This is a genomic window from Candidatus Bathyarchaeota archaeon, from assembly GCA_026014745.1.
Lineage (GTDB): Archaea > Thermoproteota > Bathyarchaeia > Bathyarchaeales > Bathycorpusculaceae > Bathycorpusculum.
Map to the genome: position 1 here is coordinate 550513 of JAOZHS010000001.1, position 25484 is coordinate 575996.

A 25484-nucleotide genomic window follows, 5' to 3' on the forward strand; every position below is an offset into this window, starting at 1 on the left:
GATTTCTGACCGAAAAGTTAGCGGTGCCTTCAACTAAACAGGTCTATACACCTAAAACTAGCCTGTTCTTGACATAAAAATTTTCTCTTTACCATATCCAAACAAAGGAAATCACGTCCTCTAAGGCGCTCAGGAAATGTTTGTGAGGTTTTCCGATTGACCCGTTAGAGGCGCATCGCATTTGGAATAGTTAACGTTAGGCTAATAAGTACAGACGGCTAACATGGCGTGTGGGAGTTTGGATTTGCGAGTCCTCTTTGTTGAGCCACCGAAGGACATATGGTTTGTTATGGGTGAGTATTTGCCGCCTCCTTATGGCATCATCCAGCTTGCGGCATATTTGGAAAAGCACGTCAGCGGCGTAGAGTTGGGTGTGCTAGATTGTAACGCTGAGAAAGTTGATTGGGCAGCCATGGAGCAACGCATAGCTCAGTTTCGACCCGATGTGGTGGCTTGTGCGTCTTTGGCTACTTGCAATACCTACGCTGTAATCAAAACACTTGAAATTGCCAAGCGAATGGTCCCAAATGTTCTAACAGTTACTGGAGGGCAACATTTCACCGCCACCGCCCAGCAAAGCCTGCAGTCGTACCCTGAACTTGACGTTATCGTGCGCGGCGAAGGCGAACAAACCCTAACTGAACTCATAAAAACCTATCAAACCAAAGGCGACTTAGGCAACATCCAAGGGATATCCTATCGAAGCGGCGAAAAAATCATCAACAACGGCGAGCGCCCCCAAATCCAGAACCTCGAAGACCTCCCCTTCCCAGGCTATCACCTTGTCAAAGACAACATGCTCAAATACCATTTTACGGTCATGGGCGGCAAAAACACCCCCTACGCTCTCATAGAAGGCGGTCGAGGATGCAACCATCAATGCACGTTTTGTACGCAGTGGCGGCATTGGCAAGCGTGCTGGCGCGTGAAATCCCCCAAACGCATCGCTGATGAGTTGGCGTATTGCCACAACGAGTTCGGCAGCAAATTCATTTGGTTAACCGATGACAATTTCGGGTCTGGGCAGCGTCCCGCAGAGATCGCTGAGGAAATTATTGCCAAAAAGTTGCCTGAGGACGTGTATTGGTTTGTGCAAGCCCGATGCGACGACATCATCCGCAACAAAGACATCCTGCCCCGCCTGCGGAAGTCAGGGTTGAATTGGGTGCTGCTTGGCGTGGAGAATTCTAACCCCAAAACTCTTGAAGGCTTCAAAAAAGGCATAAGCCCCACCGATGCAAAAACCGCCGTGAAACTCCTCAAAGACAACGGCATCTTCGCCCACGCTATGCTAATCATTGGCAACCGACCAGACACCCACCAAAGCATTCAAGAAATGCGCGTCTTCGCCAACGATTTAGACCCTGACTTCGTCATGTTTGGAATCCTAACACCCTTTCCAGGCACCGAAATCTATGCGGAAGCAGAACGCAACGGTTGGCTTATGGACAAGAACTGGTCGCACTACGACATGATTCACGCCATCATGCCCACCGAGACCCTAACGCCTCAAGAAGTGCAAGAAGAACTCTACCATTGCTACCGCGACTTCTACGGTTCCTGGAGCCGACGCTTAGACGGGCTCTTTGGCAAAAACAAGCTTAAGCGGAAGGTTTTCTGGCATATGGCGTCAACTGGCGTGATGGGAAAGGTGAAATCGCTGTTTTAAACCAAAAAACACTCAAAAAACAGGATTCAACCGCCCTTCCATGGTTTCAGTTTGCTGTGGAGATTGTGGGGTTGGCTTTGCTTCCCCTTCTGGTTACGCAAACAAGCGTGGGCACCTTCGAGGTGAATGCCCAAAACTACTTTATCGGCGCCGCCTTCATCGCCCTCTGTCTGATGGGCATAATCGCCGTCTTCCACCCCGCCAAATGCAGAGGCATCTTCGAGAAATCTCAGGTAAAAACCTCTCCACAAAACGCTGACCCCCTACCAATCAGCGGGCATCACCCCGACTGCAAACAATACACACCAAACAGGATCACCCTTGGCACGCGAAAGATTTGCGCAGCCTGCAGTGGACTCTTAATCGGAGGGGTGGCGGCTTTGGTTTTGGCGTTTCTCTACTTTTTTGCAGGTCTACCCCTGTTTTGGGGCAACCTATGGCTGCTGGTGCTTGGGGAATTGTTGATGGTTTTGGGGTTGGCACAAATCAAATTCTCTGGTTATGGCAAAGCTGCTGTTAACGCGCTTTTTGTTGTGGGCGCATTTGTGGTTTTGGCTCAAACTAACCTGTTAAGCGGGGGCTTGATAGTTGATGTTTTTGCGCTTGGCTTAATTGCGTATGCGCTTTGGCTTAGAATTTTGCTCTCTGAGTGGAACAACAGGCGAACATGCCTAAAATGCGGGGAGTGTTTTTAGTATCTACGGTGTTTTCTTCCAAAGAGTCCGCCTAAGATGACCAAGACGCCGATGATTACTATTATAAGGGGCCAGAGGTATTGCCAGAAGTCAAAGATGTATCCGCTTGCCTGCAAAAGTGAGCCTAACCCGACAAGTAAAATGATAACACCGAAAATGACTGCTACAATCATGCCGCCGTGGGGTAAGCCGAAGCATTCGCCCTCAACTCGTCTGTAATGTTCTCGGTCGCTTCCCGGATACTGTTCGCCTACAGTGTAGAGGGGGGCTCCACAGTTTGTGCAGTTCCTTGCATCGTCTGGATTTTGAGTGCCGCATCTGCTACAATAAACCACAATAACTCCTCAGACACGTTTAGGTGTGATTTGGTTTTAAGATTTGTGGTCAACAGTTTGGTGCAGGGCTTTTCTGATTTGAATTGCCCTTGGCTTAAAGAGTTAATACTTGGCGGGCGCTATACCCTGCCTGTTTCAGTGTAGCATCGATAAACTCTATTTTTACTGGTGTAACCTTCACCAATACTACGGTTTGGGGAAATTCTTCTATCCCTAACTCCTTTGCGGTTTCTTCCCAGTTGTATGCTTCCAACCCCTCACTAAATTCGAAAGATTCCTCCCGCGATATTATTTTTACCAAACCCGTGATTTGTGCACCTTTCGCACTGTTCCAGCCCTTATAGGGCAGGAAAACACCAATGCTGACTCGGGGGTTTTCTTTTATGTTTTTGAGTTTAATTCCGGGTTCACCAACAAAATAAATGGTTAACCCTTTGGAGCGGTACTCAAGTGGAGTTGCCCTTGGAACATTACCGCTGCAGGTAGCAAGCACACACATGTTAGTACTCTGCAAAAACGCAGCAATACGCTCTTTTAGGTCACTATCTGCGAGGGGTTTTCCAGAAAGATATCCTTGGGGCTCTGAACTCATAAAAACGCCTCATTAAATCAAGATTACTGCAACTAATAAGGTTAACAAAAAGAGTCGGAGAACTTGGAAGGATTTGGGGGGCCTCCCATTTGAACAGGAATCTAGGAGCAAATTCTATTTATGGACATTTTTCTTCTGTTTTAATCAATTAAAACAAAAATCATGCAAACTCCTATATGTAACATCGCGGCTTTGAAGTGGAAGCGATTGAATATGAACCGTGAAAATTATAAAGTGGACAGAAAAAAACCAAAACAAAACAATGCGGTTAGCAGATCCAAAAGGCAAATGCTTGCAACCCCTAAAATTACTAATTCTGCTGCTACGCCCAAACTACGTGAAATATACTCATCTAAAACTGAATGGGCAACAAAGGTTCTGCCTAAAATAAAAGAGCAGTAGTTTTTAAGGGCAAACTTAGAAGAACTAACATTTTTTAGTTTCTTAAATTGGGGTACAGTTGGTTGCAGCCGAATCAGCAAAGAAGCAACATCAAAGCAGGCATTCACGTAAGAATCGTTTTGAAGCAGGACCAGCAAAGCGGTAAATTAACTGACGGTATCGTCAAAAGTATCCTTACCAACAGCCCAACGCATCCCCATGGAATCAAGGTGCGATTAACCGACGGCAAAGTCGGCAGAGTACAAACAATAACATAATGCAGGCACACCCAGTTAACTGTCGTAGCTTCTTCTAAAGTAAACCAATGAGACAGACACAACTGCTATCACAAATAGGGTACCTGCCAATGGAAACTCGGGAACTGTAGGAGTTGCACTTGGAACTTGATTTATCGTTTGATTTCCATTAACGGGTGATGAAACCATAAAAAATGGTATGCTGATTGCCTTTTTTGGGAGTTGAAAAACATACTCGGTTCCGTTTATAAAATAGCTGCCTTGCGCATAAGCATCGATTGTCAGCGTATGGTACCCTTTGGGTATTTGGGTAAGGGTGAAGTTATGCTGTAAGATTTGATAACTGTTCCAATGACCAACATCCGCTCCAGGTGGAAAAGGGCACCATTTGCTGCTGCTCATCCAGTCTCCTTTGTAATTACTTATGAGGTGAACATAGGTGGAGATTCCAGGGAGGCTATTGATTTCTTTGGTAAAGCAAACGTTGATTGTCCCATTGGTGTAGGTTGCATTTTCTTTTGGGCTTAACACCTTGACTGAAAAAACTGCATTATCCGGCGGAGATGTATGAGTTGGAAAAATTATTGGATTAGCCTTAGTCACCTCAACAACGGGGAGCATAGCGAGTAATGAGAAAACAAGCATAATAGCAAAAAGTAACGCTTTCCTCTTCATATCCACCAATTCTTCTAGATTGCCGTTGCCTTATGAGGTTTTACATAAAGCTGCTGCTACATAAAAAATACCTAAAATGGGCGGTTACCCCATTTTTGGATTCATCGATTTCAGCTTACCTATGCTTCAGGTTCGGGGGCAGGTTGTGGACAGCAACGATACTCTTGGGCTTTGTCCAGTAACTCAATCTTGCGTTTGAGTAGTTCATTCTCAAGCCTCTTATGCTCAAGGTCCAACTCGATTTCTCGTTTTCGCGTCTCATCACATACATCGCAAGAGTCAAGGCAGCCCTTCACGAGCAGTCCAGGAGTCGGAAGAGAAGACCGCACTTCAAACGAAAACTCCTTAGTTTTAGTCGAAAGGTTTCCGTCTACATTAACCAATCCTGCCTCAGCAAGTTGGGCATTCACCGCTGCGACCGCTTGTCTTCGCATGGTTAGAGAAATGGGTTGTTGACTTGCCACCGTGCTGGTGCGTGCTGAAACCGTGGCTGTAGCTGTGATTGTTTGGGTATTCTTCTCTGCAGCTTCACTCTGCCTTGCCATGTTTTCCAACTCTAAGCGTTTGGGGCTCGTTGCAAGTACGGCAGTTGCCAGCGTAGCAATTGAGCCCTTTGAGCCAAAGGCGTTGTTCGTGACTTTGGTGTCACCGGCTGGGTCAATTACTCGCTTCTCGATTGATACAAAACTAAACTTCACAGTTTGAGTCTTATTTATCTGGTAGAAGTAGTATGTGACGGCATGGCATTTGTTGGGGTTGCTGAACTCTCGTGACGAGGCTTCAAGGTGATCTTGACTTTCGCCTTCTTGGTGGCTTCGGGTCTCCACTTCACCGATGGTTTTGGAGCCAGCAGTGCGAGTTGCATTCTCCGACCGATTATGCGCAGCTTGAGCATGCTGAGTCAGTTCCCGCATGAACTCGCTTGTCGATTCCCCGTCAAAGTTGCCCTTTGCGTTAACCGAAGGGCTTGTAAATATGGTTTCTAGAATTCCGCTTGCGTTACTATGCGTATCATAATGCCCTTTTGTTGTATTGGTCGAGTTTGCCGAGTCTCGTATAGTCAGGTCGCTCATGAATTCATCCATGCTGGTCATATAATACTGCTCTTCAGAAGTCTGCTCTGTTCGGTAATTTAGCTTAGTTTCACTGTCATAGGTGAATCGGCTCCGCCGATCACTGGTGAAGAGCCGGACTTTTTCGCCTGGAAGCAGAGTCGTCGAATACACCAAGTCACCCAGTGCTAGAGGTCCAGGGCACCTTTCCAGCCTCGCGGTAATGACTACTTCCACATTGACGGTTTGCCGTGCCGCAACAGCGCCTACCGTAACGGGATGCAACAGCCTATATTGATATTGCAGCACATCACAGGCAGGAAAAGAATCAAGCTGCGGACAACAAGGAACGATAAATTCTTGAGATTTTTCTTTTCTTGACATGTTTCTTCCCATCCAAAAGCTGACAAATAATTAAGGGAACAATACTAATTCAGATCATTTGCTTTAGTTTTACTTTTAAAACTTTTGACTACGAGCGTTAAGCGTATCAAGTTTTTCATTACATTCAAATTACAGGCCCAACCGAAAAGTCCCGGCAGGTTAGAATTAGATTGGTGGGGCCTCCCGGATTTGAACCGGAGTCTATAGAGCCCAAGTCTACAAGCCTGGACCAAGCTAGCCGAAGGCCCCACGTTTTGCTGGAGAAGAATAGTTTAGGTTGCATCATAAAAACCTTGTCAAATCAAACCCGCAAATTTAGCTCTGCCTTCTTGGCTTCGAGGGTTTGGTTATTTTTGGCGTAGGTTGCATTGGAGAACTTTGGGGCAGACGAGGCATTCTTCTTGCTGAAAGCGGCTCTCTGCGGGTTGATTGAGTAAGCCGCTGTAGTGGGCGCATTTGGCTGGGGAGTCAAGGACGGTGGGGTAGTCGACGGGTCTGATTTGGGTGATTTTGTTTTTTTCGGTGACTATGTTGAGTTTGGACATGCAGTAGGGGCATGCGTAGTGGGTTTGGCGGGGGAAGACGGAGGTGTCTGTAATCACGGTTGGTTTATCGAATGTTTTTTCGCATCCCTTGTAGGGGCATTTGAGTTTGTTTGATTGTTGCGAAAACAGACGCATGCTGATGCCTCCAACCAACTGGCATGGTATCGTAATATTTAATAAAGCTATCTTGTACGTCCAAAAAACTGGCTATGTGCACAACACATCTACAAAAGTGGAGCCTCGAGCGGGCTTTGATCCCGCGGCCTGCTGCTTACGAGGCAGCCGCTCTACCAGGCTGAGCCATCGGGGCACCTTGTTATGGGTACTGTTGGTTTTCGTGTTTTTAAATGTTGGTTTAGCCGCGTTGACTTTTGATTTACCTATCAAGTTAGTGGTATGTTGGTTTTTGGCGTGACTATCGAAAAGCTATTTAGCTAATTCAGCGATTTATGGGTGGGGAAAAATCGTTGGCTTTAACAAAAAATGAGGTTGTTTTAGTTTTAAACAAATTAAAAATCGCATACTCTAACGATGTTGTAGAGGTCTTAACCTCTTCAACCGTCGTTGATGAGCAACTCGCATGCAAAGTCTTCAAATCCGCCTTCTACGTAGCCACCGAAGAAAACAGAAGAATCGTAACTGCACAAGACGTACAAAAAGTCCTCGACCAACTGCAGACCCTTGCACCCACCTAAAATAAGCAACCTCAAGCGGAAACTGTTCCAAACGCTTGGCTAGCTTTCCCTATGAATTATATAAGCGTCAATTTTAAAAGGTGTAACGCGCCTAACTAATGATAAGGGTTTTTGGCGGAGAAGGGCGCATGGATAAACACAGTGCCAAAGGGGCTGGCAGAGTAACCAGCAAAGATTTGGGCGAACACAAAATTATCGAAATCATAAAAAGCAAACTATCCCCCATGCCCAACATGCCTGTGCCGTTTGGCGACGACGTGTCCGCCGTTAGCCTTGACCCCCAAACTGTAGCGGTGCTAAAAACTGATATGCTCGTCGGCAAAACCGATGTCCCCAAACATATGAGTCTCTGGCAAGCCGCACGAAAAGCCCTCATCATGAACATCAGCGACTTCGCCTCCAAAGGCGTCCAACCCACCGCTGCCTTAGTGTCCTTGGGGTTGCCGCGTAATCTGTTAACCAAAGACATTGAAGAACTCGCAAGTGGTCTCAATTCGGGCGCCCAAGAGTATGATGCCTACATCATCGGTGGTGACACTAACGAAGCCTCCGACCTCGTAATTGCCATTTCGTTGTTTGGTACTGCACAAAAATCCAACCTGATGCTGCGAAGCGGAGCAAAACCGGGCGATATCCTTGCCGTAACGGGGTTTTTTGGTAAATCCGCTGCGGGGTTGCGGTTGCTGCTTGATGAGCAATGCCAAACGTCCCATAACCTGCGTGATGTGCTGTTGGGGGCGGTTTGTATGCCCAAAGCCCGCTTAGCTGAAGGATTGGCGCTTAGCAGGTCAGGCGGGGTTTCAGCTTCAATTGATTCTAGTGATGGTTTGGCGTGGAGTCTGCATGAAATCGCCCGCTTAAGCAACGTGGGCTTCTTGGTGGATAGTATTCCGGTGGCTGATGAGGTGCGTAGGTTTGCCGAGTTCAACCGCTTAGATGCTGTGGAGTTGGCGTTGCATGGCGGCGAAGAATACGAGTTGGTCGTTACGGTTAAGCCTAAAAACTGGGTGGACGCGGAAACCGCCGTGGAAGCCGTGGGGAGCTGCCTGTTGCCGATTGGGAAAGTGACCCGCGAAACTGATGTCGTCTTAAATGTGGATGGCAAAAAGTGCCCCATAGAAGACCGCGGCTGGGAACATTTCAAAACCAAAATCTAACCTTTGCGGTCGAGCATGTAGTTGATGACAGTTATACATGACGCCGCGAGGTAGGGTTGCTTGCCTAAACTGATTTTTTCGCCAAACCGCAACGCAAACGTCTCCGCCTTCTTGGGCAACCCCACATGATCCCCAAGCACAAACAGGCAATCCCCGCCAAGGTCAACGTCGGTTATGTCTTTGCCATCTTCTTCGAGCACAAAGACTTTGTGGGTTTGAGCCTCAGCTTTTAGCAGCGCCTCAAAGCTGGTTTTGTCGCGGCTGATGCCCGGGTGAGGTTTGCCTGCGAGGGTTTTTCTAAGGATTTGCTGCCACGTCTCCATGTCGGTGCGGACATCGTAGAGGCTGGCACCGTCAATTTTGATGTGCACAGGCGGGTTAGGCGGACCGTTGAGGCTGGCGTGAAAGGTTACATCTCGACGTAGACCATGGCTGAAGAAGAGGCTGCTGACGATGCATTCGTGTACAATGTCGAGGCGACCTGCGTCGTGGAGATTGTTAAAAGCTGAATCAGTTTTTCCTAGCCGAGAGAAGAGGATGAATTCTCTTGTCAAGCTTTCACCACCCATTGCTATGGGATCAGAGGCTTTAAACTCAATCCTTGCTTCATATAAGAGAGGGGGTGGGTGCTCTAACTGAGCTATCCTGCGGTTACATGACGCCTGCCCAGAACGGCACCTTTTTGCGCATCATGTTGACGTATTCTTTTAGGAGGTCTTGTTCTTCCTGAGTCAAATCATCCAGATGTGTGGTCAGCAGAACTTTGGCGTCGTTTTCGGGGACTTTTACGTAGAGCACGTCGCGTTCAAAGATGTGGCGTCCCGCGATGGGTTTATCCATTGAAATCGCGACTTGCGCGCCGACTTTGGCTTCGCCAATCGCTTTGCCTTGGTCTTGAATCTGGTCAATCTCCCCAAGATCGGCGCCGTCCTCTTTGCGAATTAAGCTGACTCTGGGCTTTATTCTGCCGCTTTGCACCTCTACACCAGCGACAAGCGGTTTAGCTCGACGGAAAATGCAGTTAGGCAAAACCGTAACCTTACCCGGTTTAACCAACGCGTCAAATTCGGCTTCGCTTTTGGCTTCTTTCTTTTCCTTCACCCACGCCGTGTAGTTGTCGATGAGGTTGTAGATGATGGGGTCACGGAAAATCTTAACGCCATTTGCTTCTGCCTCGGTTTCCGCGTCAGGGAGAACCTTAACGCCAAACGCTAAAATTGCCGCCAAAAGAGGCTCCCGACCCTTAACCACTGAAGCTTCGATAACGTCGCGTTTGCTAATATCGCCTATATCAGCAATACGGACCTGTACGTTGTTGGCTTTCAAAATCTCCGCCATCGCCTCAAGGCTGCCCAGCGTGTCGGCTTTTACGATGACGCCGTCGATTTCTTTGGTGATGCGTATGCGACCGATTTCTTCAGTGATTAGTTTGCAATATTTTGAGACGTCTTCGCCGCTTGGCACCGCAAGCAGAGGCGCACCAGCCAAAGCACATTCCAAGCCCGGCGCAACAATCTTCACACCCGCACTCGCATAGACGCAGTCTACACTTGTGAATTTGTCACGGGGATCACGCATTTCATCAAGAGGCTTCGGCACAAGAATCGTGCGAACCCTCGCGGAGATTGGACCATCTCTGCCGCCCACCACAACCAAATCATCCCGATGTAGCGTGCCATCGTAAACAATCGTGTTAAGCGTCATGCCCAACCCCGGCTCTTCCTTAACTTCTAAAATTGCCCCTTTTGCTGGGCCATCGGCGGTTTGGAGCCGTTTTTTGAGGAACTGCTGAGTCAACCCGACAAGCACCATGACAAGTTCGGCTAGGCCTTCGCCTGTTTTTGCGCTGGTGGGTACTAGGGCGATGTTTTGGGTGAAGTCGCGGATGTGGTCAAAGCGGTCAGTTTTAAATTGGAGCCGACTAAAATCGCCCATCACATGATAGAGGCGGTTGTTGAGTTCGTCTTGAACAAAACTGGACTGCTCCGCATATGATTGCATGAATGTTGTGTGGGGGTGTGCTTTCCAGCCGGGAATGCGGTCAATCTTGTTCACGGCAACAATGAAAGGAGTTTTGCGTGCTTTCAAAATCTCGATACACTCATGCGTTTGCGCTTCAAACCCGCGCAGAGCATCCACAACCAGAATCGCGATGTCGGCGACGCTTCCACCCCGACGCCTAAGATTCGTGAAGGCTTCATGCCCGGGGGTGTCAACGATGAGAAGACCTGGGATTTCGATGCCTGTTTTGAAATTGCCCATGTAGGGTCCGATGAGTTGTTTTAGGGTTTCTACGGGGAAGAAGCTGGCTCCGATGTGCTGAGTCATGCCGCCTGCTTCGCGTATCTGTACGTTGGTTTTTCGCAGCTCATCCAGAAGTGAGGTTTTGCCTGAATCCACGTGACCTAAGACGCAGACAATGGGTTGGCGTATGGGCATCCGATATTTCTCCTCTATAATGCTGGGTTGATAGACGTTGTTGTTGATAAATAAATCTCTGATTTTATTTGTGTTATGCCTCTCTTCTATAGTTTTGCTTATCGACAAACCTTAAATTTTGGACGCCTCCACCATGAATGGTGAAGTATGTGCGTTATTGCGTCAAATGTGGAGCCCCCCTCCAAGAAACTGACCGATTCTGCGGAACCTGCGGCGCCGCCGTTCCAACATTTACCCATGAAGAATTCACGGTTACCGCCAACAAACTTGTCGAACGCGTCGGAGAGTTGCTGCATGAAGGCAACGTAACCCGCATCATCGTCAAAGACGAGGCAGGCAAAACCCTTCTTGAAATCCCCGCGACAGTGGGCGTGGTCGGCGTGGTGCTAGTGCCCTGGTTAGCCGCATTGGGCGTTATTGCTGCGTTGGTTACTAATTGTAGGCTTGTGGTGGAAAGAAGAGAATAATAAGCTGCTTATTTGGGCGGCTTAACTATGAGCAGAAATACACCGATGATCAGCATAATTACGCTAAGCACGCCAAAGAATGCGCCAAAGACTCCTAAATCTGCGGTTGTGGCGGTGTAGTAGAGCAATATTCCGCCGAGGATTATGAGAATGAGACCTATGAATTTCTCGGATAATGATACCCAGAATGTGTCGCCTTCATCGCTCATGTTTTGTGCTTCCTTGCTGTTTTGTTTGTGATTCTCAAATATAAAGCAGGTGGGTTATTTTAAATTATTCCATAATTAGGCTAAACAACGCTGCACAAGAAGAGGGTATAGACAAAAAATGCGGGGGCCCCAACGGTTGGCTAGGTTACCGCAACTATATTAGTTGGTCGACGAGGCTTTGAGCGCGTGCCTCTATGTCTTCAGTGTTGCCGATTTTAACAACCACCGCATCTTGGAGGGCGTTGTCTTGGCGTGCAGGCAGAGACTGCTCAAGCATGGCGACGTCTTCGGTTGAGGTGGTGCCTTGTCCGCTTCCAAAAACACCCACCGCGGCTCCTTGGCTAATCGACATGGCACCTAATTCGTCCTTTACGGATGCGCTTAGGGCGCCTGCATAGACGGGTCCACCAACTACGATGATATCGTAGCCCGTAGTGTTAGCGGCTGCGGCACTTTTTATGCCTGCCAAGATGACGGTGTAGCCTTCGTTTTGGAGTTTAGCGGCGATTTGGTCGGCGACGGTTTTGGTGTCTGCGGATAATCCGGGGTCATACATGACTATCGCGTTTCCTATGGAGGCTCCTGTGGGGGTTAGGGTTTGGGCGCCTGTCGCGGTGTAGGCGGCGAGGTCGAGCAAAATTACTGCGGCAAACGCTGCAAATATGATGACTATTGCTGCTATTATGGCGAGGATTATTTTGAATAGCTTTCTCATGGTGTTCCTTCCAGCGGTATCTCTGTTGGGTTGAGGGTATAAGGGTTGTCTTGGGTGCGTTTGGGTTTGTAGAAAAATCTTTGCATCAGCGGCGTTTTTGCCAAGGGGCTGGTTTGGTTTTAACGACATTTGACGAATCTAAATACTTAAACCTCTCCGCGGGTAGGTTAGCATATACGTGTTTATGTGGAGGTGAACTGAGCAGTGATATTCGAGGAAGATGATGAATGGGAAGAAGGCGAAGATGAAGAATGGGAAGAAGAAGAATGGTAAACTAGCCCTTTAGCAACAAAATTTCTTTCTTTTAAATTTCTTGTGTTTTGGGTTGATGGTTTTTCTTGGGCAAAAAACTGTTTGTTTGATTAACACACCCTAACCTGTGTGGTTGGTTGATAAACAATAGCTTTTTAGGTTTTAACCCGACTATTACTGTGTGGTATGTTTTATGGTTGAAAAAATTGAGAAACCTCTAGAATCAGCAGCCCACGGAATGGCTGAAACCATGCTAGCCGTCATCGACAAACTTGCAGGCAAAGAATCCGACATAAAACTAAGCTTCGAAGACTTAACCCTTGACATGGGTATGTTTAAAGCTAAACTCAACGGCGCCATCGTTTTAGACATAGTTTACTCCAAAGACGTCAAACAATAAGCGGCAGAGGCAAACGTAATGCCCCTCGCATCTTTTCTAGCCGAGATGCTAAAGTCGGGCAAGGTGACAGTTTCAGCAGGTAACGTTGAAGCCCTCGAAATTTTGGTTGCTGACAAAAAAATCGACATAAAAGCCCTCGATAAGGAATTCGTAAAAGATGCTCTATCCGCCGCCAAAGGCGAGGGTGAGGGTAAAGGTTTAGTTAACAGTATAAAGGGCGCTGTCGGGCAACTTAAAACTGCACGTAGCAGCCTAGACTCCGTTAAGGACGTAGCGGAAGAATTAGCTGATGCAGGCATCACGGTGACGTTGACCTACAAGGATACCGTTGTGGTTACGTTGGGGTCGGAGGCTAACCCAAAATTTTCAAGTGCGGCTACTGGAACCAAAGCCATCGAGATTAACAGTCCACGAAAACTCCTTGAACTTGGACTCTAAATGTTAAACACGGTTAATCCTGTGTTTTTTGGTTTTAAATTTATAACTCACCTTTTCAATTCATACTTGGACGTTTAGTTATGACGCGACTCGCCGTATTGGACTCTGACAAATGCAAAGTAAAAAAATGTAACCAGCTCTGCGTAAACTTCTGCCCCATGGTTCGCAGTCGAGTGGAAGCTATCCGCGTTGAAGGCAACAGCGCCATCATATCCGAAACGCTGTGTAGCGGATGCGGGATTTGCGTCAAAAAATGCCCCTTCAAAGCCATAAGCATCGTCAATTTGCCCGATGAACTTGACAAGGACTGTAGCCACCGTTTCAGCGCTAACAGCTTCAAGCTCTTCCGCCTACCCATGCCTGCCCCCGGAACCGTCTTGGGGTTGTTGGGACAAAACGGCATCGGCAAAAGCACCACGCTAAAAGTCTTTAGTGGCGAAATAAAACCTAACCTCGGCAAATTCGATGAACCTCCCGAATGGAGTGAAATCATCCAGTACTATCGGGGTTCAAGTCTGCAGGATTACTTTGTTAAGCTGAGCCAAAAGCAGCTCAAAGTGAGCAGCAAACCCCAATACGTTGACAAAATCCCCAAAGCCGTCCAAGGCAAAGCCGGCGACCTCCTCGAAAAAGTCGATGAACGCAATCAGCTTGACGCCATCGCGGAGGAGTTGGAGCTTAAAAAAATCTGGGACCGCCCCCTCGAAGTGCTCTCTGGCGGCGAGTTGCAGCGTGTCGCGGTGGCAGCGGCGTTGAATCGCGATGCTGACGTGTATCTCTTTGACGAACCCTCCAGCTATCTTGACGTTAAACAGCGGCTGGTGGTTGCACGTGCAATTCGTAACCTCAAGGAGCAGCAGAAAACCATAATCGTCGCGGAGCACGACTTAGCCATCATCGATTACCTTAGTGACCAAATCTGCGTCTTCTATGGTGAACCCGGCGTTTACGGTGTTGTTAGCCATGTGCATGGCGTGCGAACTGGCATCAACATTTATCTCCAAGGCTACATCCCCGACGAAAACATCAAGTTCCGCAAAGAAGCCATCGTATTCCATGAGAAGCCTCCCGCCACTGCAGGTCTTGCTGTTGGCGCTCCTCTGCTTCAATGGAGCAAGATGGAGAAAACCTTTGCAGGCTTCAAACTAACCATCGAACCCGGCGATATCCGTAGCGGCGAAATCGTCGGTATATTGGGTCCCAACGGCATCGGCAAAACCACCTTCGTCAAAATCCTTGCGGGCCTCGAAGAGACTGATGATAAGCGTCAACTCGGCAAATTAGCCGTCAGCTACAAACCCCAATACATCGCACCCGACTATGAGGGCACCGTACAGGAACTCCTCATGAATGTCGCTAAAGACAACTTTACCTCCAGCTGGTACAAAACCGAAATCGCCAACCCACTGCGTCTGCAGGCGCTCATGGACCGAAACGTTATGGAACTTAGCGGTGGAGAACTCCAAAAAGTCGCCATAGCCGCCTGTCTAAGCCGCAAAGCTGACATGTTTTTGCTTGACGAACCCAGCGCATATCTCGACGTGGATGAACGCCTAAACATGGCAAAAACGCTACGCCGAGTAGTAGAAGCCCATGGCATCCCCGCCTTTGTGGTTGAACACGACGTGGTCACACAGGACTTCATTGCCGACCGATTGATGGTCTTCAACGGCGCTCCCGGAGAATCTGGTTTGGCTCATCCGCCTACCACGCTGCGGCAGGGCATGAACACCTTCCTCAAAGAAATGGACATAACCTTCCGAAGAGACTCCACCACATTCCGACCACGCGTCAACAAAGAAGACAGCCAAATGGACAAGTTCCAAAAAAGCATAGGCGAATACTACTACACCAAAATCGCCAAAGACAAAGATGAAGAAGAGGAAAAGGGCAACAAAAAGAAAAAGTAACCTGCTTTAGGGCTTAGTAATTTTTCACTCATCTTTATTGAGTTCTTTTACGAACGAGTAAAAATAACAACACTGCTATAACTAACACGAAGACCGCTATTAATGCAATAAAGTTTACCAAAGGCATCGAAATCAAATCGTTTAAGATAGATTCAGATGGCCACGTAGATTCTGGAGTTGAAGTGATTTGTGATGTAGGATTTGGTTGTGTAGGTGAAGTAGTTGCTGAGTTAGAATCGGAATCCGTTAGGTGTTTAGGTATGGTGAAAGTTTGTACATTACCACTTATTTCTCCTTGAACAACCCCTGATACTAAACGTCCCTTCATATCTCCAATGTAGTCATAAACTCTGAATTGACCATCATGCATCAACATTGCACCTACCCTAACATCAATCTGAGCGTTTGATGGATAGTCACCCCCAATCGATACTATCGTGTATTCGGATTGAGTTGCTCGGAGGCCCTGTTGAGAAGAAGGTATATCTGTATTATTTTCAGGGAAACTATACTCGTAGCGCCAATCATTTTGGTTTGAAGGGTCAAAATGACCTGTTACATAAATTGAATAAAATAGATAATAATTTATGCCGTTTATATTTTCTTCAAAAGGTTGGTTATTTATTTTTACTTCTATTGTACTTCTATCAATTATTTCGTATGTCTTAGTCCCCGTAAATGAATCTGTATGGGTTATATTTTCTGATTTAGGGTAGAATGCTAAGGAAAATTCTGGTGAAGCTGGAATTTGTGCTGATGTTGATTGGGCATAAGTTGATTTAACTATTAGTAGGCTTGACACTGCTAAGATTGCAACGAAGAACAATAGGAGATATTTATCCCGTGCGTCCATGCAAAACTTACCGACTTATTGGGATATATAATTTACTTGTAGTCATCTACGACGGAGAAGCGGAGATAGGGGTCAAAAGGTGTGATTAGCGTATTTAACCAGATGCTCTGAGGCGGGGTATCGACAGAATGGGGCAGTCGAGAAAGATGCCCAAGTGGGCGTGGTGTGTTGGCAGTGACCTGCTTTTCTTTTTGTGTCAATAGATAAATTCTTCCAACTCCATTTTAGGCTGGGGATGATGTGAGGCGACGGCTTCGAGCTTTCGCTGTGAGAAATCGTCAATCAACACTGACCCAACTGCTTTCTTTTGCCTTTAACAAACCTACTTGTCGCCTATTTGGATGCTATTAGAAACTCATTGCAGAAACCTAAGAGGGGTAGGTCGGTATTCCGTGAAAAACAGGATTGCGCTGTTGAAAGAACCCGTAAAACTCTTCTTGTGGGAAAAAAATCGGTCTATACATGCTTCCACATGCACATGGCGGCGTTTTTAACATGCTTCTATGTTGAGCGTGTGGTAAAATCCAGTTATCCCACACCCCAACAGACGCTGAAAATTGTTGTAACCGCCAAAAGCAACCCGCTCCCGTTGCAATCTTGTGGTGTACTGTAAACCGCCGCACCCACACAAAGAGACAAAACCAAAAAAATGATCTACTGTTAAACAAGCTATCGTAGCGTCAGTAGTTTAGAAAAATTCCTTTACCTGTCTGTTATTGGCTTTGTAACGGGTTTTTTCTTTTTTGCTGAATGTAAAAATGTTTGGTCTAAAAGCATAAATGCGCTTAATGTTTAATCGTTTAGTTGGTGTTTGAAAACTCTTGTTTTTCTAAGAAATAGGGTGAAAAAATGGCTTTAAAGAAAATATTTGTATGGACCTTTTTTTTGCTTCTGTTAACTTCGCTAATATTGCAAGCAACACCTGGGTCATCTGCAGTTACTACAAATAAAGAAAGAGCGGTGACTTTTCTAGAGGATGTAGTTCTACTTGATATGTCCAAATATTCCGTTGAACTAAAATATTACAACGACAACTCTGCGATTGCCACTAGCATTTCTTACGACGAGGATGCCACATATATTTTAAAGGGTAATGACGACAGCCAACACAAAGCTAAATTCTTTTTCAGAGATACAACAAAGTTCTATTGTAACATGGGCGTCGCAAAGGTACCCTTGGCCGTATTATCATCAACAACTAACAGGCTCGATATTGCAAAAGAGTTTATGAGTCGGTATCAAAACTTCGCAGAAGGCACATATATTCAGCCGTTAGTAGAAATGCTTGACAAAGTAACAGAGATAAAAAACCAGACAATAACCGACAGAGATGTTGTGTTGATTATAGAGCCTAGCCCAGTGGGGGAGGATTTTGTTACTTTTCAATGGATGTATGCTCCAAACGGAATTCATAATCGCTTTACGAGGGTAACTTTAATGCTTCAAAACGGTGAACTACGGCAATTTACGGATTACTGGCAAAACTGTGTTTTGGGCAGCGCTGAAGTATCGGTTTCTGAAGAAGAAGCCATAAACCTCGCGAAAGGGCATATTGCGGCGTATTCTTATCAGTTTGGAAACAAAACTGTTAGGGACTTGACAGTTACGGATAATCCCGAATGGATTACTGCTAAGTTGTCTATGCAGCCTCGCCATGGCAATGAGTTGTATCCTCGTTGGGAGCTTCTGGTGGCACTCAAAGATGTCTACCCCGGCCTTGTTACTGCAATGCATCTTTATTTATGGGCTGATACCGGTGAGCTTTCCCTTATTGAAACATCAGCCGGCGGAGGCATGCCCCCCGAACCCTCAGACGACCAAACTATAGAACCCACAGATCAATCAGCAGCTACCCCGAGCCAGACAAGCGGCTCTCCACAGAATACGGGTTCCGCAGTTAATCTCTTTGATCTTGCGTTGCCAATTGGAATAATCGCTTTTCTAACAGCAACAACTGCCACAATAATATTCTACAGGAAACGCAAAAAACCGCTCTAGTACGTGGAGGGTACGCCTCATTGAGGTCACAAAAAAACAGTTAAAACAGAAGCACCTTTGCTTCAACGTTTAATGCAAGGAAAAACAAAAATACGCACCCGCCATTCATTCCCTCTGAAGGAACTCACATGTTAAACGACCTCAACCTTTTAGCCACCACTCAGCGGGGCAACGAACGCGCCATGGTCAACGAAATCCTCTACCTCCTCAAAGACCAACTAGGCGACCAAGAAGCGCAAGCCAGCAAAACCAAAATCCGCGGCTTAATCGTAGCCAAAACCAGCCAAAACCCCCGCGAAGTCCTCGAAAAATTCCACACAATCCTCGCAGAACGCCCATACGAGTTCCGCTATGCCCTACGCATAGTCCCCCTCGAACGGGTGGTGCCCACCGAATTAGAAGCAATCAAAGCTGCCGCAGCAGAGTTAGCTGACCGCATCGGCGAGGGGCAATCTTTTCGAGTAACCGTCGAGAAACGCTTCACCACGTTGCATTCCACCGAAATTATCGAAGCTGCAGTTGGGGACATAAAAAGCCGTGTGGACCTCAAGAATCCTGATTGGGTTTTGCAGGTAGAAGTCTTAGGTGCGTTGACGGGGGTTTCGGTGCTTAAGCCAACTGAGATTTTGGCGGTTGTTAAAGAAAAAATGCTCTAAAGCTGTGTGGCTAATACTGCCGCTTGCTCTATGACTAAATCGATTATGGCGCGGTTTGTGTCGCCGTTTTTGGTTGCGGTTTGGATTTCTGTTGGGGTGAGGCTGTAGGTTTGGCATATTTTCTCTACCTTAGCCGCCGTCAATTCTAAGACGCTCTCGTCAGGTTCACTGCCCAAAGCCCCCGAGACCGCCTGCAGCAAGGCTCCAATCTCCGCTGATTCGGCGCCCAAAATGACGACTGCGAGCCGTGTGGTTTGGGGTTTTATGCCGCACCGCAAAATAGCCTTCTGAATCTGCCGCTGAGCCGACGCATAGAGCATGGTTTCCATGACGGCGCTTTTGGAGATGTTGTATTTGCCCTTAAACGCGGACAGGGCGTTGAGGACAGCAAAATAGAGATGCTCCCACGTGGCGATGAGGTCTGCGTCAAAAAACTGCACCTCTGCGGTTTGGGGGTGTTTGCGGTTTGCTTTAAGAAATGCATCTGCCTTTTCGAATGTGACGTTTTGGTAGCCTGTGATTTCAAGGATTTTGTGGAACTCAGTTAGTTGATGCTGCATTTTTGGTGCCTACTTTTCTTGGAGGGTTGGGAGGAGTTTTTCGGTTAAGGGTTTAGGTAAGCCTGCTTTTACGAGTTTTGCGACTTCGGCATTAAGGGCACGTTTGCCGGGGTAAGTTTGGGCGAGTTTTTGAAGCGTCTCTTTGGTATCCCAGGGGAACACGACCCAGCGGCTGGTCTGCTTCTCAGAAAAGTCGGGGCAAACGATGCTTTTAGGTTTGGTGTAGAGGGCAGCGGTTCTTATCTCCTTTGCGCCTTGAGCTTGCAAATGTTTTAGGGCAAGACGCAGGCTCTGGCCCGTGTCGGCTATGTCGTCCACCAGCAGCACACGCTTACCCCTGACTGGCGCAGAAAGAGGCTGCACAAGGACTGGTTCAAGTCCAGTTTGGGCGATATCTACATAGAATTGCACTTGCAACGTGGCAATGGTGGATATGTCAAGCAGGTCGCAGAGAATCCGAGCGGGGATTAAGCCGCCGCGGATGATTGCAACTGCCACGTCGGGCGTGTAGTTTGCGTTTTGGATTTTCTGAGCTTGAGAGAAGAGCATATCGTATATTTGGTTCCAGGTGGGAACCTCAAATGACACGTCTGTGGACATGACGAACCCCGTTTTAGGTACTGCTTTGTGGGGTTGTTAAGCCTTTTGATAAAAACCCTACAGTACTCCAAAGCACACACCTGCCGCTTAGCGTGAAAGGTTGTTTTTGTGGGGTGTGTATTAAATTCTATTTTTTAGTGTGATTTTAGTTGCTTTTTAGTAACAGATATCAAGATTGGTTGTAACTTTTATAAAGGAAGTCAGTATACGGGTATGTGCGTACGGTGAAGGCGTCTGGAGATATGTTTCGCAATTCGTAATATAGTTTAAAAGGGCAGACGTATTTACTGTTAAGTAAAATGAAAGGAGACCAAAAAATGGTGAAAAATGTGGATGAAGAGAAGATTAAGCGCGTGCTGACTGACCCGAGGCTCTCTGCTCTTAAGGCAATGCTTGAAAAAGACCACGCTATCGACTGTCTGCTACTGCTTCATGTTGGCAAGGGCAAATGGAAAGACGCCAAAGATTTCATGCGGGATAACAACTTGACATTAAGCGATGGCACTTTTAGAGCTAGAATGATAGAGATAGAATCTCTCGGCCTCGCAAAAAGCGAACGCATTGACCCTCTAAAGAAATACTATCTAAAGACCGAGCTTGGGGAAAAAGTAGCAAAATTACTTCTCGAATTTTTCGATGAGTTGGATGCTTAGGAATCGGGCTTTGTCTAACTGTTTTTTTGTTTTTCTTCCTTTTTGTATTTCTGTTTAACATATCTAATATATTGAGTCGTGTGTAATAAGACTTAAATTTGTGCTTCGAGGGTACATAATGTAACTCAGGAGTGTATAAGCATTGAACACATACACAAAAAAACTAAATAAAATAAAGAACAACTCAAAAGCCCTCAGCCCAGTAGTCGCCTCAATCATACTCATCGCAGTTACAGTAGCAGTCAGCGTAGTCGTTGCAGCATGGCTAAGCGGAACCGCCTTCAACCTAATGGGTAACTCCGAACAAGCCCAAGTGACAAACGTTGCATTCGACTTCTCAACAGGCGCTAACGTTCTTACTGTCAGCGTCAAAAATAGTGGCGGAGCAGACATTGCAATCAGCAAAATCTACGTAAACGGAACTTCCGTTCTCTCGAGCGGTTACGCAACATCAGTCGATGGCACAGCAACTGATCCTAACGGTGTACTAGTTAAAGGTGAAGTTACCGATATTGCAATAGACAGTCTAACCCTAGTTCGCAACACCAACTACGATATCAAGATCACAACTGCAAAAGGCAACAACATCGTATTCAGTCAACAAAGCCCCGCTTAATCAGTGAAAAAACTATCAATCTGTGTAGGTGGCGAGGGTCACCTCATTTTCTTTCTTGTTTATTTACAAATAATTTGATGGGAGAACAAAGTCATGGTCGTCCAAATCCGAGAATACAACAGCGCCCAAGCCATAGCTGAGTCGCTAGAAAAGGAATTAGCCGAAACCAAAAGTGTCCTAGGTGAATACCTACGTCGTCTCGACGATATTCGCATGCTGGCCGAGAAATCCAAAAAAGTCCGCGAAGTCGTCCTTAAACTCGCCGGCAAAAAGACAACCAATAATGATGCTCCAAGTGAAATAACAGTTGGCACACTCAACATCGTGCTTGACGCTAATGCTTTTCACGAATTAACCGCCATAGAAGCCGTTGTCCGCAGTCATCAGGAACGTCTTCTTGTTCTCCAAAAAGTCCGTGAAGCTCTCAAGTGGTTAGATCAACTCGGCGACACGGAAGGTCTCAAATATCTGGTTGTGGAAGACGAAGGCATCCCTGAACGTATCCTTTTCAAAATCTCGTAGGCCACAAACGTGAAATCTCCCCATTACCAAGTGCTTCAAACAATAATCGCTGAATTCAAAACTCTCAGCCCCGAAATAACCCGCACCATCATTTTTGATAACACATCCACTCTATGTAGCGAAAACATTAGCTCCAAGCAATGCGAGAAACTTGTTGAACAAATTAAAAACTTAACCGAGCAAACTCAACCTTTAGGCGGCATAGAACGCTTTACTCTTCAGGGAGCGGCCAACAGACTTAATCTTTCTACAATAAACAACAAGCATATCGTTATCACAACCAAACGAGATGCAAATGAAAAAATTGTAAGATCTTTGACAACTGTTTTGCTTCCCTCTATCATACAGTTAATTGACGCTAAGCCTCAAACCGACACAGTCTCCTTGGGTCATGACCAAATTCAGGAAACTATACCGTTTCCCTCAAACGATGCTGAACCAGACATTTCAACAACAGAATCAGACCTTGAACCTGAACCCGAGTTCAGTGAACCTGTTGTTGTGCGTTCGCCTGTTAGCCAGTTTTTGGTAGAAAAACTCGGTGGGCTGCTTGTTGCACCAGACACCGTTCGCGTAAATAGCGATACTATAACAGAGTGGAATCAACTTTTGTGGGGAAAATCTATAACACACGTAACTATTGAAACGCTTGAAGGCAAAACAGTCACCTGTAAGATTAAACCTCAAAAGGAATTTAGCGCTAAGGGCATCATTCAAATTCCAGAAAAAATTCTCAACAGTCTCCAAATCCGCAAGGGTGAGCTAGTTATGGTTAGACCTGTTTTGGAGGAATGACAGACATGACTGAAGTTATTACCGTAAATCAAACCGAGTTAACGCATGAAAATTCAATTTTTGCTAACCTTGCTGCTAGTTTAACTCAAATTCGTAAACTCAAAGGTGTCTTGGGTTACATTCTAAGAAGTGACACTTCAGCAATCGTGGATTTGCCCGGAAAAGACACGGTTTGTCAATATGCTATTTTGTCCGCTCAGATGCATGATGCCAGTTTAGAAGTTTCCCAGTTGTTTGACTTAGGTCAACCTGAGAGCCTCATAGTTGAGGGAAAAACAGCAAAATTACTATGCTTGGCTGTGGGTGAAAACAAAGTCAGCGTTTTTATGGAGAAAGATGCTTCGCATGCGTGGATTCTAAAGCGGGTTATGCTGTAAGCATGCGTTTCCCTTGCTTATCTGGGTAGTTATCAGCCTAGTTAAGATATAAAAAACAGAATTTCACTATTTTATTAGTGCAAGGTTTCTTTCTAAAGTAGCTGCATTGCCCAACTGATTATAATTTCCCTTGTATTCTGCTGTTGGAGGGAAATCTTGTTTTCTTTGGGAGCAGGTTTTTTGGTTGTTCGAGGCAAAGTATGTTTCAAGCCTACTTTTGATTCTCATGGGGTCTTTAGATTGTTTAACAACAGTTATAGGCATCCTGTTTTTCCAAACTGCTGAACTAAATCCCCTGCTTGTAGGCTTAATTAATACTAACATAGTGGTTTTTGTAGCTGTGAAATTGGGTGTGACTCTTCTTGTGGGCTTACTCTTTTTGACCGCGCAAGAAACGCTTCTAAGAGCAACCAATAAAGAATGCCGTTCTTTTCGATTTGCCGATTTGCTTTTGCGTGCCGCTTTTATCGGCATTGTCATTTTCCTTTTGATTGTTATTCTCAACAACGTTGTTGTTATCGCAGCCGCCCTTTAGCTCCCCCAAATTATCAGTAGTTCATTTTTTGTTTTTGTCTCTTTGTGTGGGCTGGGCGGTTTACGGCACATCACAAGACAGCAATAGGCTGCAATTGTTTTTTGGGTTTGCTTTGCGTTTCTGCGCCTGTTTGAGTGTGGCAAAACCGAATTCTACCACACGCCCAACATAATTCTATGTTAAAGCCACCGCCATGTGCGTGTGGAAGCATGCATAGACTGATTTTTTTCTCACAAGAACCAACACGTAACCTACTCTGTGTACATACAAAAAATTACGGCAACATGCTAAACCGTCAAGCTGGAGTTAAACTGCTGGGCACCGAAGGTGGGTCACGCCAGAACCGTCGCGCAAGGCTTTACAGTTGTAGCTAGTTCCATTTGTTTAGTTGTTACTGTAGTTTGGTTGCCCCTCTACGCTGAGTGGTGGGTTAGCTTAACCAGTTTCCTTCTTCTCTTTGTGCCTTTCACCGTGAATTGCGCTTTGATGCTGAAATGTTTCCGCCAGAAAAAACAGGATGACACAGCGGGCATAAAGCGGGCAAAAAATGTTTTGTTGTCCCTGCAGGGGTTGGGGTTTGCTGGGTGGTTTTTAGATTTGGTCTCAACAGTTTTTGTAGTGAATATGAATCACTCAGGTATCGAACTCAACATATTAGGTTGGCCTTACGCTGCTTTTGGCGGCTTGGCATATTATGTTCCGATTACGTTTCTGGTTTACTATTTGCTGTTTAGGGCGCAGTCTAAGGAGTCCTTCTACGGTGTAGTCGCCATAACCGTCATGATAGCGGTACTGGGCGCAAGAAACCTGGGTGCAGGACTATACAACCTTGCAAGCCTTGGTGCATTCAACTCTCTGACTGCGGAAATACAGATAATAGGCACATGGATTGGTTTTATGCTGATTTTAGCGGCATCAAACCTTGTGATCCTTGCAAAATCAAAAAATTCCCTCCCCAAGCCGTTGATTGCATTGAATTTAAAACTAAACGTGCCTAAAACCTAAACGAACGTTTTTATCTCTATAGCGTAATAGCATCCAGTTAAGGTGTAACACACTTGGGTAAAGGTTCAGGTTACGGAAAAGTTATCCTATTCGGCGAACACTTCGTGGTTCACGGAGTGCCCGGAGTCGTATCAGCAATTGATTCCTCCACAGATGCAGAAGTAAAAAAAATAGCCAAAGGCATAAACGTTAAAGATGAGCGCAAAACCGCCAAAGGCTATAGCGAAGAAAAACGCCTTCAGCAACTCGAATCCATCGAACGCATGCTCAAAGCCATGAATCTGGATCCGAAAACTCCCCTCGACATCTGGATCGGCGGTTCCCTTCCTGGCTTTAGCGGACTCGGCGCCTCGGCAGCATCTAGCGTTGCCATCGCACGCGCCATCAACGAAGAACTCAACCTTGGATTATCAAACGAGAAAATCAACGCCATTGCATACGAGGGCGAAAAAGCCTACGCAGGCAACCCCAGCGGCATCGACAACACCGCAGCAACCTATGGCGGCTTGATGTGGTTCAAGAAAAACCCTGCTGGTGGACCTGACTTGGTTGAGAAAATCCACATTAAACGTCCCGTCGAAATTGTCATTGGCAGCACCGGCAAAGTCGCTAACACTAAAGCCATGGTGGAAGGCGTTGCGGAGCGCAAAAAAGCCAACCCAGCCAAATATGACCCGCTCTTTAAGCAGGCAGAAAACATCGCCATAGCAGGCCGCAAGGCATTGGAAGCTGGTGACCTTAAAAAAGTCGGCGAACTCATGAACGAAAATCACCGCGTCCTGCAAGAAATCGGTGTATCCAGCAAAGAACTCGACCTCCTCGTTGACGTTGCACGCAAACAGGGTGCTTTCGGCGCAAAACTCACTGGCGGCGGAGGCGGCGGCTGCATGGTTGCATTGAGCGGCGGCAAAGAAGTCTCAGGAAAAATCGTCGGCGCCTTCAAAGGGTTAGGCTTCGAGTACCTGATGACCAGAATAGGCGTCGTAACTTACTAAACAGATTGGGCTTTTGCCCTTCTGCTATTTTTTGCTTTTTTATTGTGCAACA

The 25484-nt window shown here is 46.4% G+C and carries 33 protein-coding genes and 2 tRNA genes; 20 read left to right on the forward strand and 15 right to left on the reverse strand.

Going from position 1 to position 25484, the window contains the following annotated elements:
• Positions 1-238: 238 nt before the first annotated feature.
• Together NWE92_02985 and NWE92_02990 are read left to right on the forward strand one after the other, a co-directional pair.
• Positions 239-1669 carry a B12-binding domain-containing radical SAM protein gene (locus tag NWE92_02985; protein ID MCW4028597.1) on the forward strand — a complete coding sequence of 477 codons (1431 nt, stop codon included), beginning with the start codon at positions 239-241 and terminating at the stop codon, positions 1667-1669.
• Positions 1670-1740: 71 nt separating this feature from the next.
• Positions 1741-2364: a hypothetical protein gene (locus NWE92_02990; GenBank protein ID MCW4028598.1), complete on the forward strand. Its 624-nt coding sequence runs from the start codon at positions 1741-1743 to the stop codon at positions 2362-2364.
• On the opposite strand, the gene NWE92_02995 is transcribed toward NWE92_02990, so the two are convergent.
• Positions 2361-2699 (reverse strand): zinc ribbon domain-containing protein, encoded by a 339-nt coding sequence (locus NWE92_02995; protein MCW4028599.1) that lies wholly within the window; start codon positions 2697-2699, stop codon positions 2361-2363. The two genes, NWE92_02990 and NWE92_02995, sit on opposite strands and share 4 nt — an antisense overlap.
• A 94-nt stretch (positions 2700-2793) precedes the next feature.
• Positions 2794-3291: a pyridoxamine 5'-phosphate oxidase family protein gene (locus NWE92_03000; GenBank protein ID MCW4028600.1), complete on the reverse strand. Its 498-nt coding sequence runs from the start codon at positions 3289-3291 to the stop codon at positions 2794-2796.
• A gap of 162 nt (positions 3292-3453) precedes the next feature.
• On the opposite strand from NWE92_03000, the gene NWE92_03005 reads away from it, so the two are divergent.
• Both NWE92_03005 and NWE92_03010 read left to right on the forward strand, forming a co-directional pair.
• Positions 3454-3693, forward strand: coding sequence for a hypothetical protein (locus tag NWE92_03005; GenBank protein MCW4028601.1), 240 nt, complete (start codon positions 3454-3456; stop codon positions 3691-3693).
• A 62-nt stretch (positions 3694-3755) separates the two neighbouring features.
• Entirely contained in the window at positions 3756-3950 is a 195-nt protein-coding gene (locus tag NWE92_03010; protein ID MCW4028602.1) for a YwbE family protein, read from the forward strand.
• 15 nt (positions 3951-3965) lie between these two features.
• Here NWE92_03010 and NWE92_03015 read toward each other — a convergent pair whose 3' ends face one another.
• The 5 genes from NWE92_03015 to NWE92_03035 form a co-directional block, all read right to left on the reverse strand.
• Positions 3966-4610 carry a hypothetical protein gene (locus NWE92_03015; GenBank protein MCW4028603.1) on the reverse strand — a complete coding sequence of 215 codons (645 nt, stop codon included), beginning with the start codon at positions 4608-4610 and terminating at the stop codon, positions 3966-3968.
• A gap of 113 nt (positions 4611-4723) precedes the next feature.
• On the reverse strand, positions 4724-6040 hold the full coding sequence (locus NWE92_03020; protein ID MCW4028604.1) for a hypothetical protein: 1317 nt from the start codon (positions 6038-6040) through the stop codon (positions 4724-4726).
• Positions 6041-6211: 171 nt separating this feature from the next.
• Positions 6212-6289 (reverse strand) — tRNA-Pro (locus tag NWE92_03025).
• 98 nt (positions 6290-6387) lie between these two features.
• Positions 6388-6720, reverse strand: a complete 333-nt coding sequence (locus tag NWE92_03030) for a hypothetical protein (protein MCW4028605.1) — start codon at positions 6718-6720, stop codon at positions 6388-6390.
• Positions 6721-6818: 98 nt separating this feature from the next.
• Positions 6819-6895, reverse strand: a tRNA-Thr gene (locus NWE92_03035).
• 157 nt (positions 6896-7052) lie between these two features.
• Here NWE92_03035 and NWE92_03040 point away from each other — a divergent pair.
• Entirely contained in the window at positions 7053-7280 is a 228-nt protein-coding gene (locus NWE92_03040; GenBank protein MCW4028606.1) for a hypothetical protein, read from the forward strand.
• Positions 7281-7408: 128 nt separating this feature from the next.
• Entirely contained in the window at positions 7409-8437 is a 1029-nt protein-coding gene (gene thiL, locus NWE92_03045) for a thiamine-phosphate kinase (protein ID MCW4028607.1), read from the forward strand.
• Here the strand turns inward: thiL and NWE92_03050 are convergent.
• Positions 8434-8991, reverse strand: coding sequence for a tRNA (pseudouridine(54)-N(1))-methyltransferase TrmY (locus tag NWE92_03050; protein MCW4028608.1), 558 nt, complete (start codon positions 8989-8991; stop codon positions 8434-8436). The two genes, thiL and NWE92_03050, sit on opposite strands and share 4 nt — an antisense overlap.
• A gap of 97 nt (positions 8992-9088) precedes the next feature.
• Entirely contained in the window at positions 9089-10876 is a 1788-nt protein-coding gene (gene infB, locus NWE92_03055; GenBank protein MCW4028609.1) for a translation initiation factor IF-2, read from the reverse strand.
• 149 nt (positions 10877-11025) lie between these two features.
• Between infB and NWE92_03060 the strand changes: the two genes are divergently transcribed.
• A complete protein-coding gene (locus NWE92_03060; GenBank protein MCW4028610.1) occupies positions 11026-11343 on the forward strand; it encodes a DUF4342 domain-containing protein in 318 nt (105 codons plus the stop codon).
• Positions 11344-11351: 8 nt separating this feature from the next.
• Here the strand turns inward: NWE92_03060 and NWE92_03065 are convergent, their stop codons facing one another.
• Both NWE92_03065 and NWE92_03070 read right to left on the reverse strand, forming a co-directional pair.
• The gene (locus NWE92_03065) at positions 11352-11552 is read right to left on the reverse strand and encodes a hypothetical protein (GenBank protein ID MCW4028611.1); all 201 of its coding nucleotides are present in this window, start codon (positions 11550-11552) and stop codon (positions 11352-11354) included.
• Positions 11553-11706: 154 nt separating this feature from the next.
• The gene (locus tag NWE92_03070; GenBank protein MCW4028612.1) at positions 11707-12267 is read right to left on the reverse strand and encodes a hypothetical protein; all 561 of its coding nucleotides are present in this window, start codon (positions 12265-12267) and stop codon (positions 11707-11709) included.
• Between the two features lie 445 nt (positions 12268-12712).
• Between NWE92_03070 and NWE92_03075 the strand changes: the two genes are divergently transcribed.
• From NWE92_03075 to NWE92_03085, 3 genes are all read left to right on the forward strand, one after another.
• Positions 12713-12919, forward strand: a complete 207-nt coding sequence (locus NWE92_03075) for a hypothetical protein (protein ID MCW4028613.1) — start codon at positions 12713-12715, stop codon at positions 12917-12919.
• Positions 12920-12937: 18 nt separating this feature from the next.
• The gene (locus tag NWE92_03080) at positions 12938-13357 is read left to right on the forward strand and encodes a hypothetical protein (GenBank protein ID MCW4028614.1); all 420 of its coding nucleotides are present in this window, start codon (positions 12938-12940) and stop codon (positions 13355-13357) included.
• An 80-nt stretch (positions 13358-13437) separates the two neighbouring features.
• Positions 13438-15267: a ribosome biogenesis/translation initiation ATPase RLI gene (locus NWE92_03085; protein MCW4028615.1), complete on the forward strand. Its 1830-nt coding sequence runs from the start codon at positions 13438-13440 to the stop codon at positions 15265-15267.
• Between the two features lie 34 nt (positions 15268-15301).
• Here the strand turns inward: NWE92_03085 and NWE92_03090 are convergent, their stop codons facing one another.
• Together NWE92_03090 and NWE92_03095 are read right to left on the reverse strand one after the other, a co-directional pair.
• Positions 15302-16120 (reverse strand): hypothetical protein, encoded by an 819-nt coding sequence (locus NWE92_03090; GenBank protein MCW4028616.1) that lies wholly within the window; start codon positions 16118-16120, stop codon positions 15302-15304.
• Between the two features lie 72 nt (positions 16121-16192).
• Positions 16193-16402, reverse strand: a complete 210-nt coding sequence (locus tag NWE92_03095; protein ID MCW4028617.1) for a hypothetical protein — start codon at positions 16400-16402, stop codon at positions 16193-16195.
• A gap of 567 nt (positions 16403-16969) precedes the next feature.
• Here NWE92_03095 and NWE92_03100 point away from each other — a divergent pair.
• Positions 16970-18118: a hypothetical protein gene (locus NWE92_03100; GenBank protein ID MCW4028618.1), complete on the forward strand. Its 1149-nt coding sequence runs from the start codon at positions 16970-16972 to the stop codon at positions 18116-18118.
• A 128-nt stretch (positions 18119-18246) separates the two neighbouring features.
• Entirely contained in the window at positions 18247-18774 is a 528-nt protein-coding gene (locus tag NWE92_03105) for a THUMP domain-containing protein (GenBank protein ID MCW4028619.1), read from the forward strand.
• Here the strand turns inward: NWE92_03105 and cgi121 are convergent.
• The gene (cgi121, locus tag NWE92_03110; GenBank protein MCW4028620.1) at positions 18771-19334 is read right to left on the reverse strand and encodes a KEOPS complex subunit Cgi121; all 564 of its coding nucleotides are present in this window, start codon (positions 19332-19334) and stop codon (positions 18771-18773) included. The two genes, NWE92_03105 and cgi121, sit on opposite strands and share 4 nt — an antisense overlap.
• Before the next feature lie 9 nt (positions 19335-19343).
• Positions 19344-19934 (reverse strand): phosphoribosyltransferase, encoded by a 591-nt coding sequence (locus NWE92_03115; GenBank protein ID MCW4028621.1) that lies wholly within the window; start codon positions 19932-19934, stop codon positions 19344-19346.
• A 329-nt stretch (positions 19935-20263) separates the two neighbouring features.
• Here NWE92_03115 and NWE92_03120 point away from each other — a divergent pair, with 329 nt between their 5' ends.
• The 8 genes from NWE92_03120 (at position 20264) to mvk (ending at position 25432) form a co-directional block, all read left to right on the forward strand.
• The gene (locus tag NWE92_03120; GenBank protein ID MCW4028622.1) at positions 20264-20587 is read left to right on the forward strand and encodes a hypothetical protein; all 324 of its coding nucleotides are present in this window, start codon (positions 20264-20266) and stop codon (positions 20585-20587) included.
• Positions 20588-20729: 142 nt separating this feature from the next.
• Positions 20730-21203 carry a hypothetical protein gene (locus NWE92_03125; GenBank protein ID MCW4028623.1) on the forward strand — a complete coding sequence of 158 codons (474 nt, stop codon included), beginning with the start codon at positions 20730-20732 and terminating at the stop codon, positions 21201-21203.
• 93 nt (positions 21204-21296) lie between these two features.
• On the forward strand, positions 21297-21725 hold the full coding sequence (locus NWE92_03130; protein ID MCW4028624.1) for a hypothetical protein: 429 nt from the start codon (positions 21297-21299) through the stop codon (positions 21723-21725).
• A gap of 9 nt (positions 21726-21734) precedes the next feature.
• Complete coding sequence (locus NWE92_03135; GenBank protein ID MCW4028625.1) at positions 21735-22520, forward strand: hypothetical protein; 786 nt, start codon at positions 21735-21737, stop codon at positions 22518-22520.
• A 5-nt stretch (positions 22521-22525) separates the two neighbouring features.
• Positions 22526-22897, forward strand: a complete 372-nt coding sequence (locus NWE92_03140) for a roadblock/LC7 domain-containing protein (GenBank protein MCW4028626.1) — start codon at positions 22526-22528, stop codon at positions 22895-22897.
• 130 nt (positions 22898-23027) lie between these two features.
• Positions 23028-23432 carry a DUF5658 family protein gene (locus NWE92_03145; GenBank protein ID MCW4028627.1) on the forward strand — a complete coding sequence of 135 codons (405 nt, stop codon included), beginning with the start codon at positions 23028-23030 and terminating at the stop codon, positions 23430-23432.
• A gap of 327 nt (positions 23433-23759) precedes the next feature.
• On the forward strand, positions 23760-24437 hold the full coding sequence (locus NWE92_03150) for a hypothetical protein (protein MCW4028628.1): 678 nt from the start codon (positions 23760-23762) through the stop codon (positions 24435-24437).
• Positions 24438-24490: 53 nt separating this feature from the next.
• Positions 24491-25432 carry a mevalonate kinase gene (gene mvk, locus NWE92_03155; protein MCW4028629.1) on the forward strand — a complete coding sequence of 314 codons (942 nt, stop codon included), beginning with the start codon at positions 24491-24493 and terminating at the stop codon, positions 25430-25432.
• The last annotated feature ends 52 nt before the right edge of the window (positions 25433-25484 follow it).

What these genes read in the sequence shown, in the direction of transcription:
- NWE92_03090 (MCW4028616.1), bottom strand. Translation starts at nt 16,120, where the DNA reads ATGGACGCACGGGATAAATATCTCCTATTGTTCTTCGTTGCAATCTTA.
- NWE92_03005 (MCW4028601.1), top strand. Translation starts at nt 3,454, where the DNA reads ATGCAAACTCCTATATGTAACATCGCGGCTTTGAAGTGGAAGCGATTG.
- NWE92_03100 (MCW4028618.1), top strand. Translation starts at nt 16,970, where the DNA reads ATGGCTTTAAAGAAAATATTTGTATGGACCTTTTTTTTGCTTCTGTTA.
- NWE92_03020 (MCW4028604.1), bottom strand. Translation starts at nt 6,040, where the DNA reads ATGTCAAGAAAAGAAAAATCTCAAGAATTTATCGTTCCTTGTTGTCCG.
- thiL (MCW4028607.1), top strand. Translation starts at nt 7,409, where the DNA reads ATGGATAAACACAGTGCCAAAGGGGCTGGCAGAGTAACCAGCAAAGAT.
- NWE92_03075 (MCW4028613.1), top strand. Translation starts at nt 12,713, where the DNA reads ATGGTTGAAAAAATTGAGAAACCTCTAGAATCAGCAGCCCACGGAATG.
- cgi121 (MCW4028620.1), bottom strand. Translation starts at nt 19,334, where the DNA reads ATGCAGCATCAACTAACTGAGTTCCACAAAATCCTTGAAATCACAGGC.
- NWE92_03000 (MCW4028600.1), bottom strand. Translation starts at nt 3,291, where the DNA reads ATGAGTTCAGAGCCCCAAGGATATCTTTCTGGAAAACCCCTCGCAGAT.
- NWE92_03105 (MCW4028619.1), top strand. Translation starts at nt 18,247, where the DNA reads ATGTTAAACGACCTCAACCTTTTAGCCACCACTCAGCGGGGCAACGAA.
- NWE92_03080 (MCW4028614.1), top strand. Translation starts at nt 12,938, where the DNA reads ATGCCCCTCGCATCTTTTCTAGCCGAGATGCTAAAGTCGGGCAAGGTG.
- NWE92_03065 (MCW4028611.1), bottom strand. Translation starts at nt 11,552, where the DNA reads ATGAGCGATGAAGGCGACACATTCTGGGTATCATTATCCGAGAAATTC.
- NWE92_03140 (MCW4028626.1), top strand. Translation starts at nt 22,526, where the DNA reads ATGACTGAAGTTATTACCGTAAATCAAACCGAGTTAACGCATGAAAAT.
- NWE92_03085 (MCW4028615.1), top strand. Translation starts at nt 13,438, where the DNA reads ATGACGCGACTCGCCGTATTGGACTCTGACAAATGCAAAGTAAAAAAA.
- NWE92_03130 (MCW4028624.1), top strand. Translation starts at nt 21,297, where the DNA reads ATGGTCGTCCAAATCCGAGAATACAACAGCGCCCAAGCCATAGCTGAG.
- NWE92_03070 (MCW4028612.1), bottom strand. Translation starts at nt 12,267, where the DNA reads ATGAGAAAGCTATTCAAAATAATCCTCGCCATAATAGCAGCAATAGTC.
- NWE92_03030 (MCW4028605.1), bottom strand. Translation starts at nt 6,720, where the DNA reads ATGCGTCTGTTTTCGCAACAATCAAACAAACTCAAATGCCCCTACAAG.
- NWE92_03115 (MCW4028621.1), bottom strand. Translation starts at nt 19,934, where the DNA reads ATGTCCACAGACGTGTCATTTGAGGTTCCCACCTGGAACCAAATATAC.
- infB (MCW4028609.1), bottom strand. Translation starts at nt 10,876, where the DNA reads ATGCCCATACGCCAACCCATTGTCTGCGTCTTAGGTCACGTGGATTCA.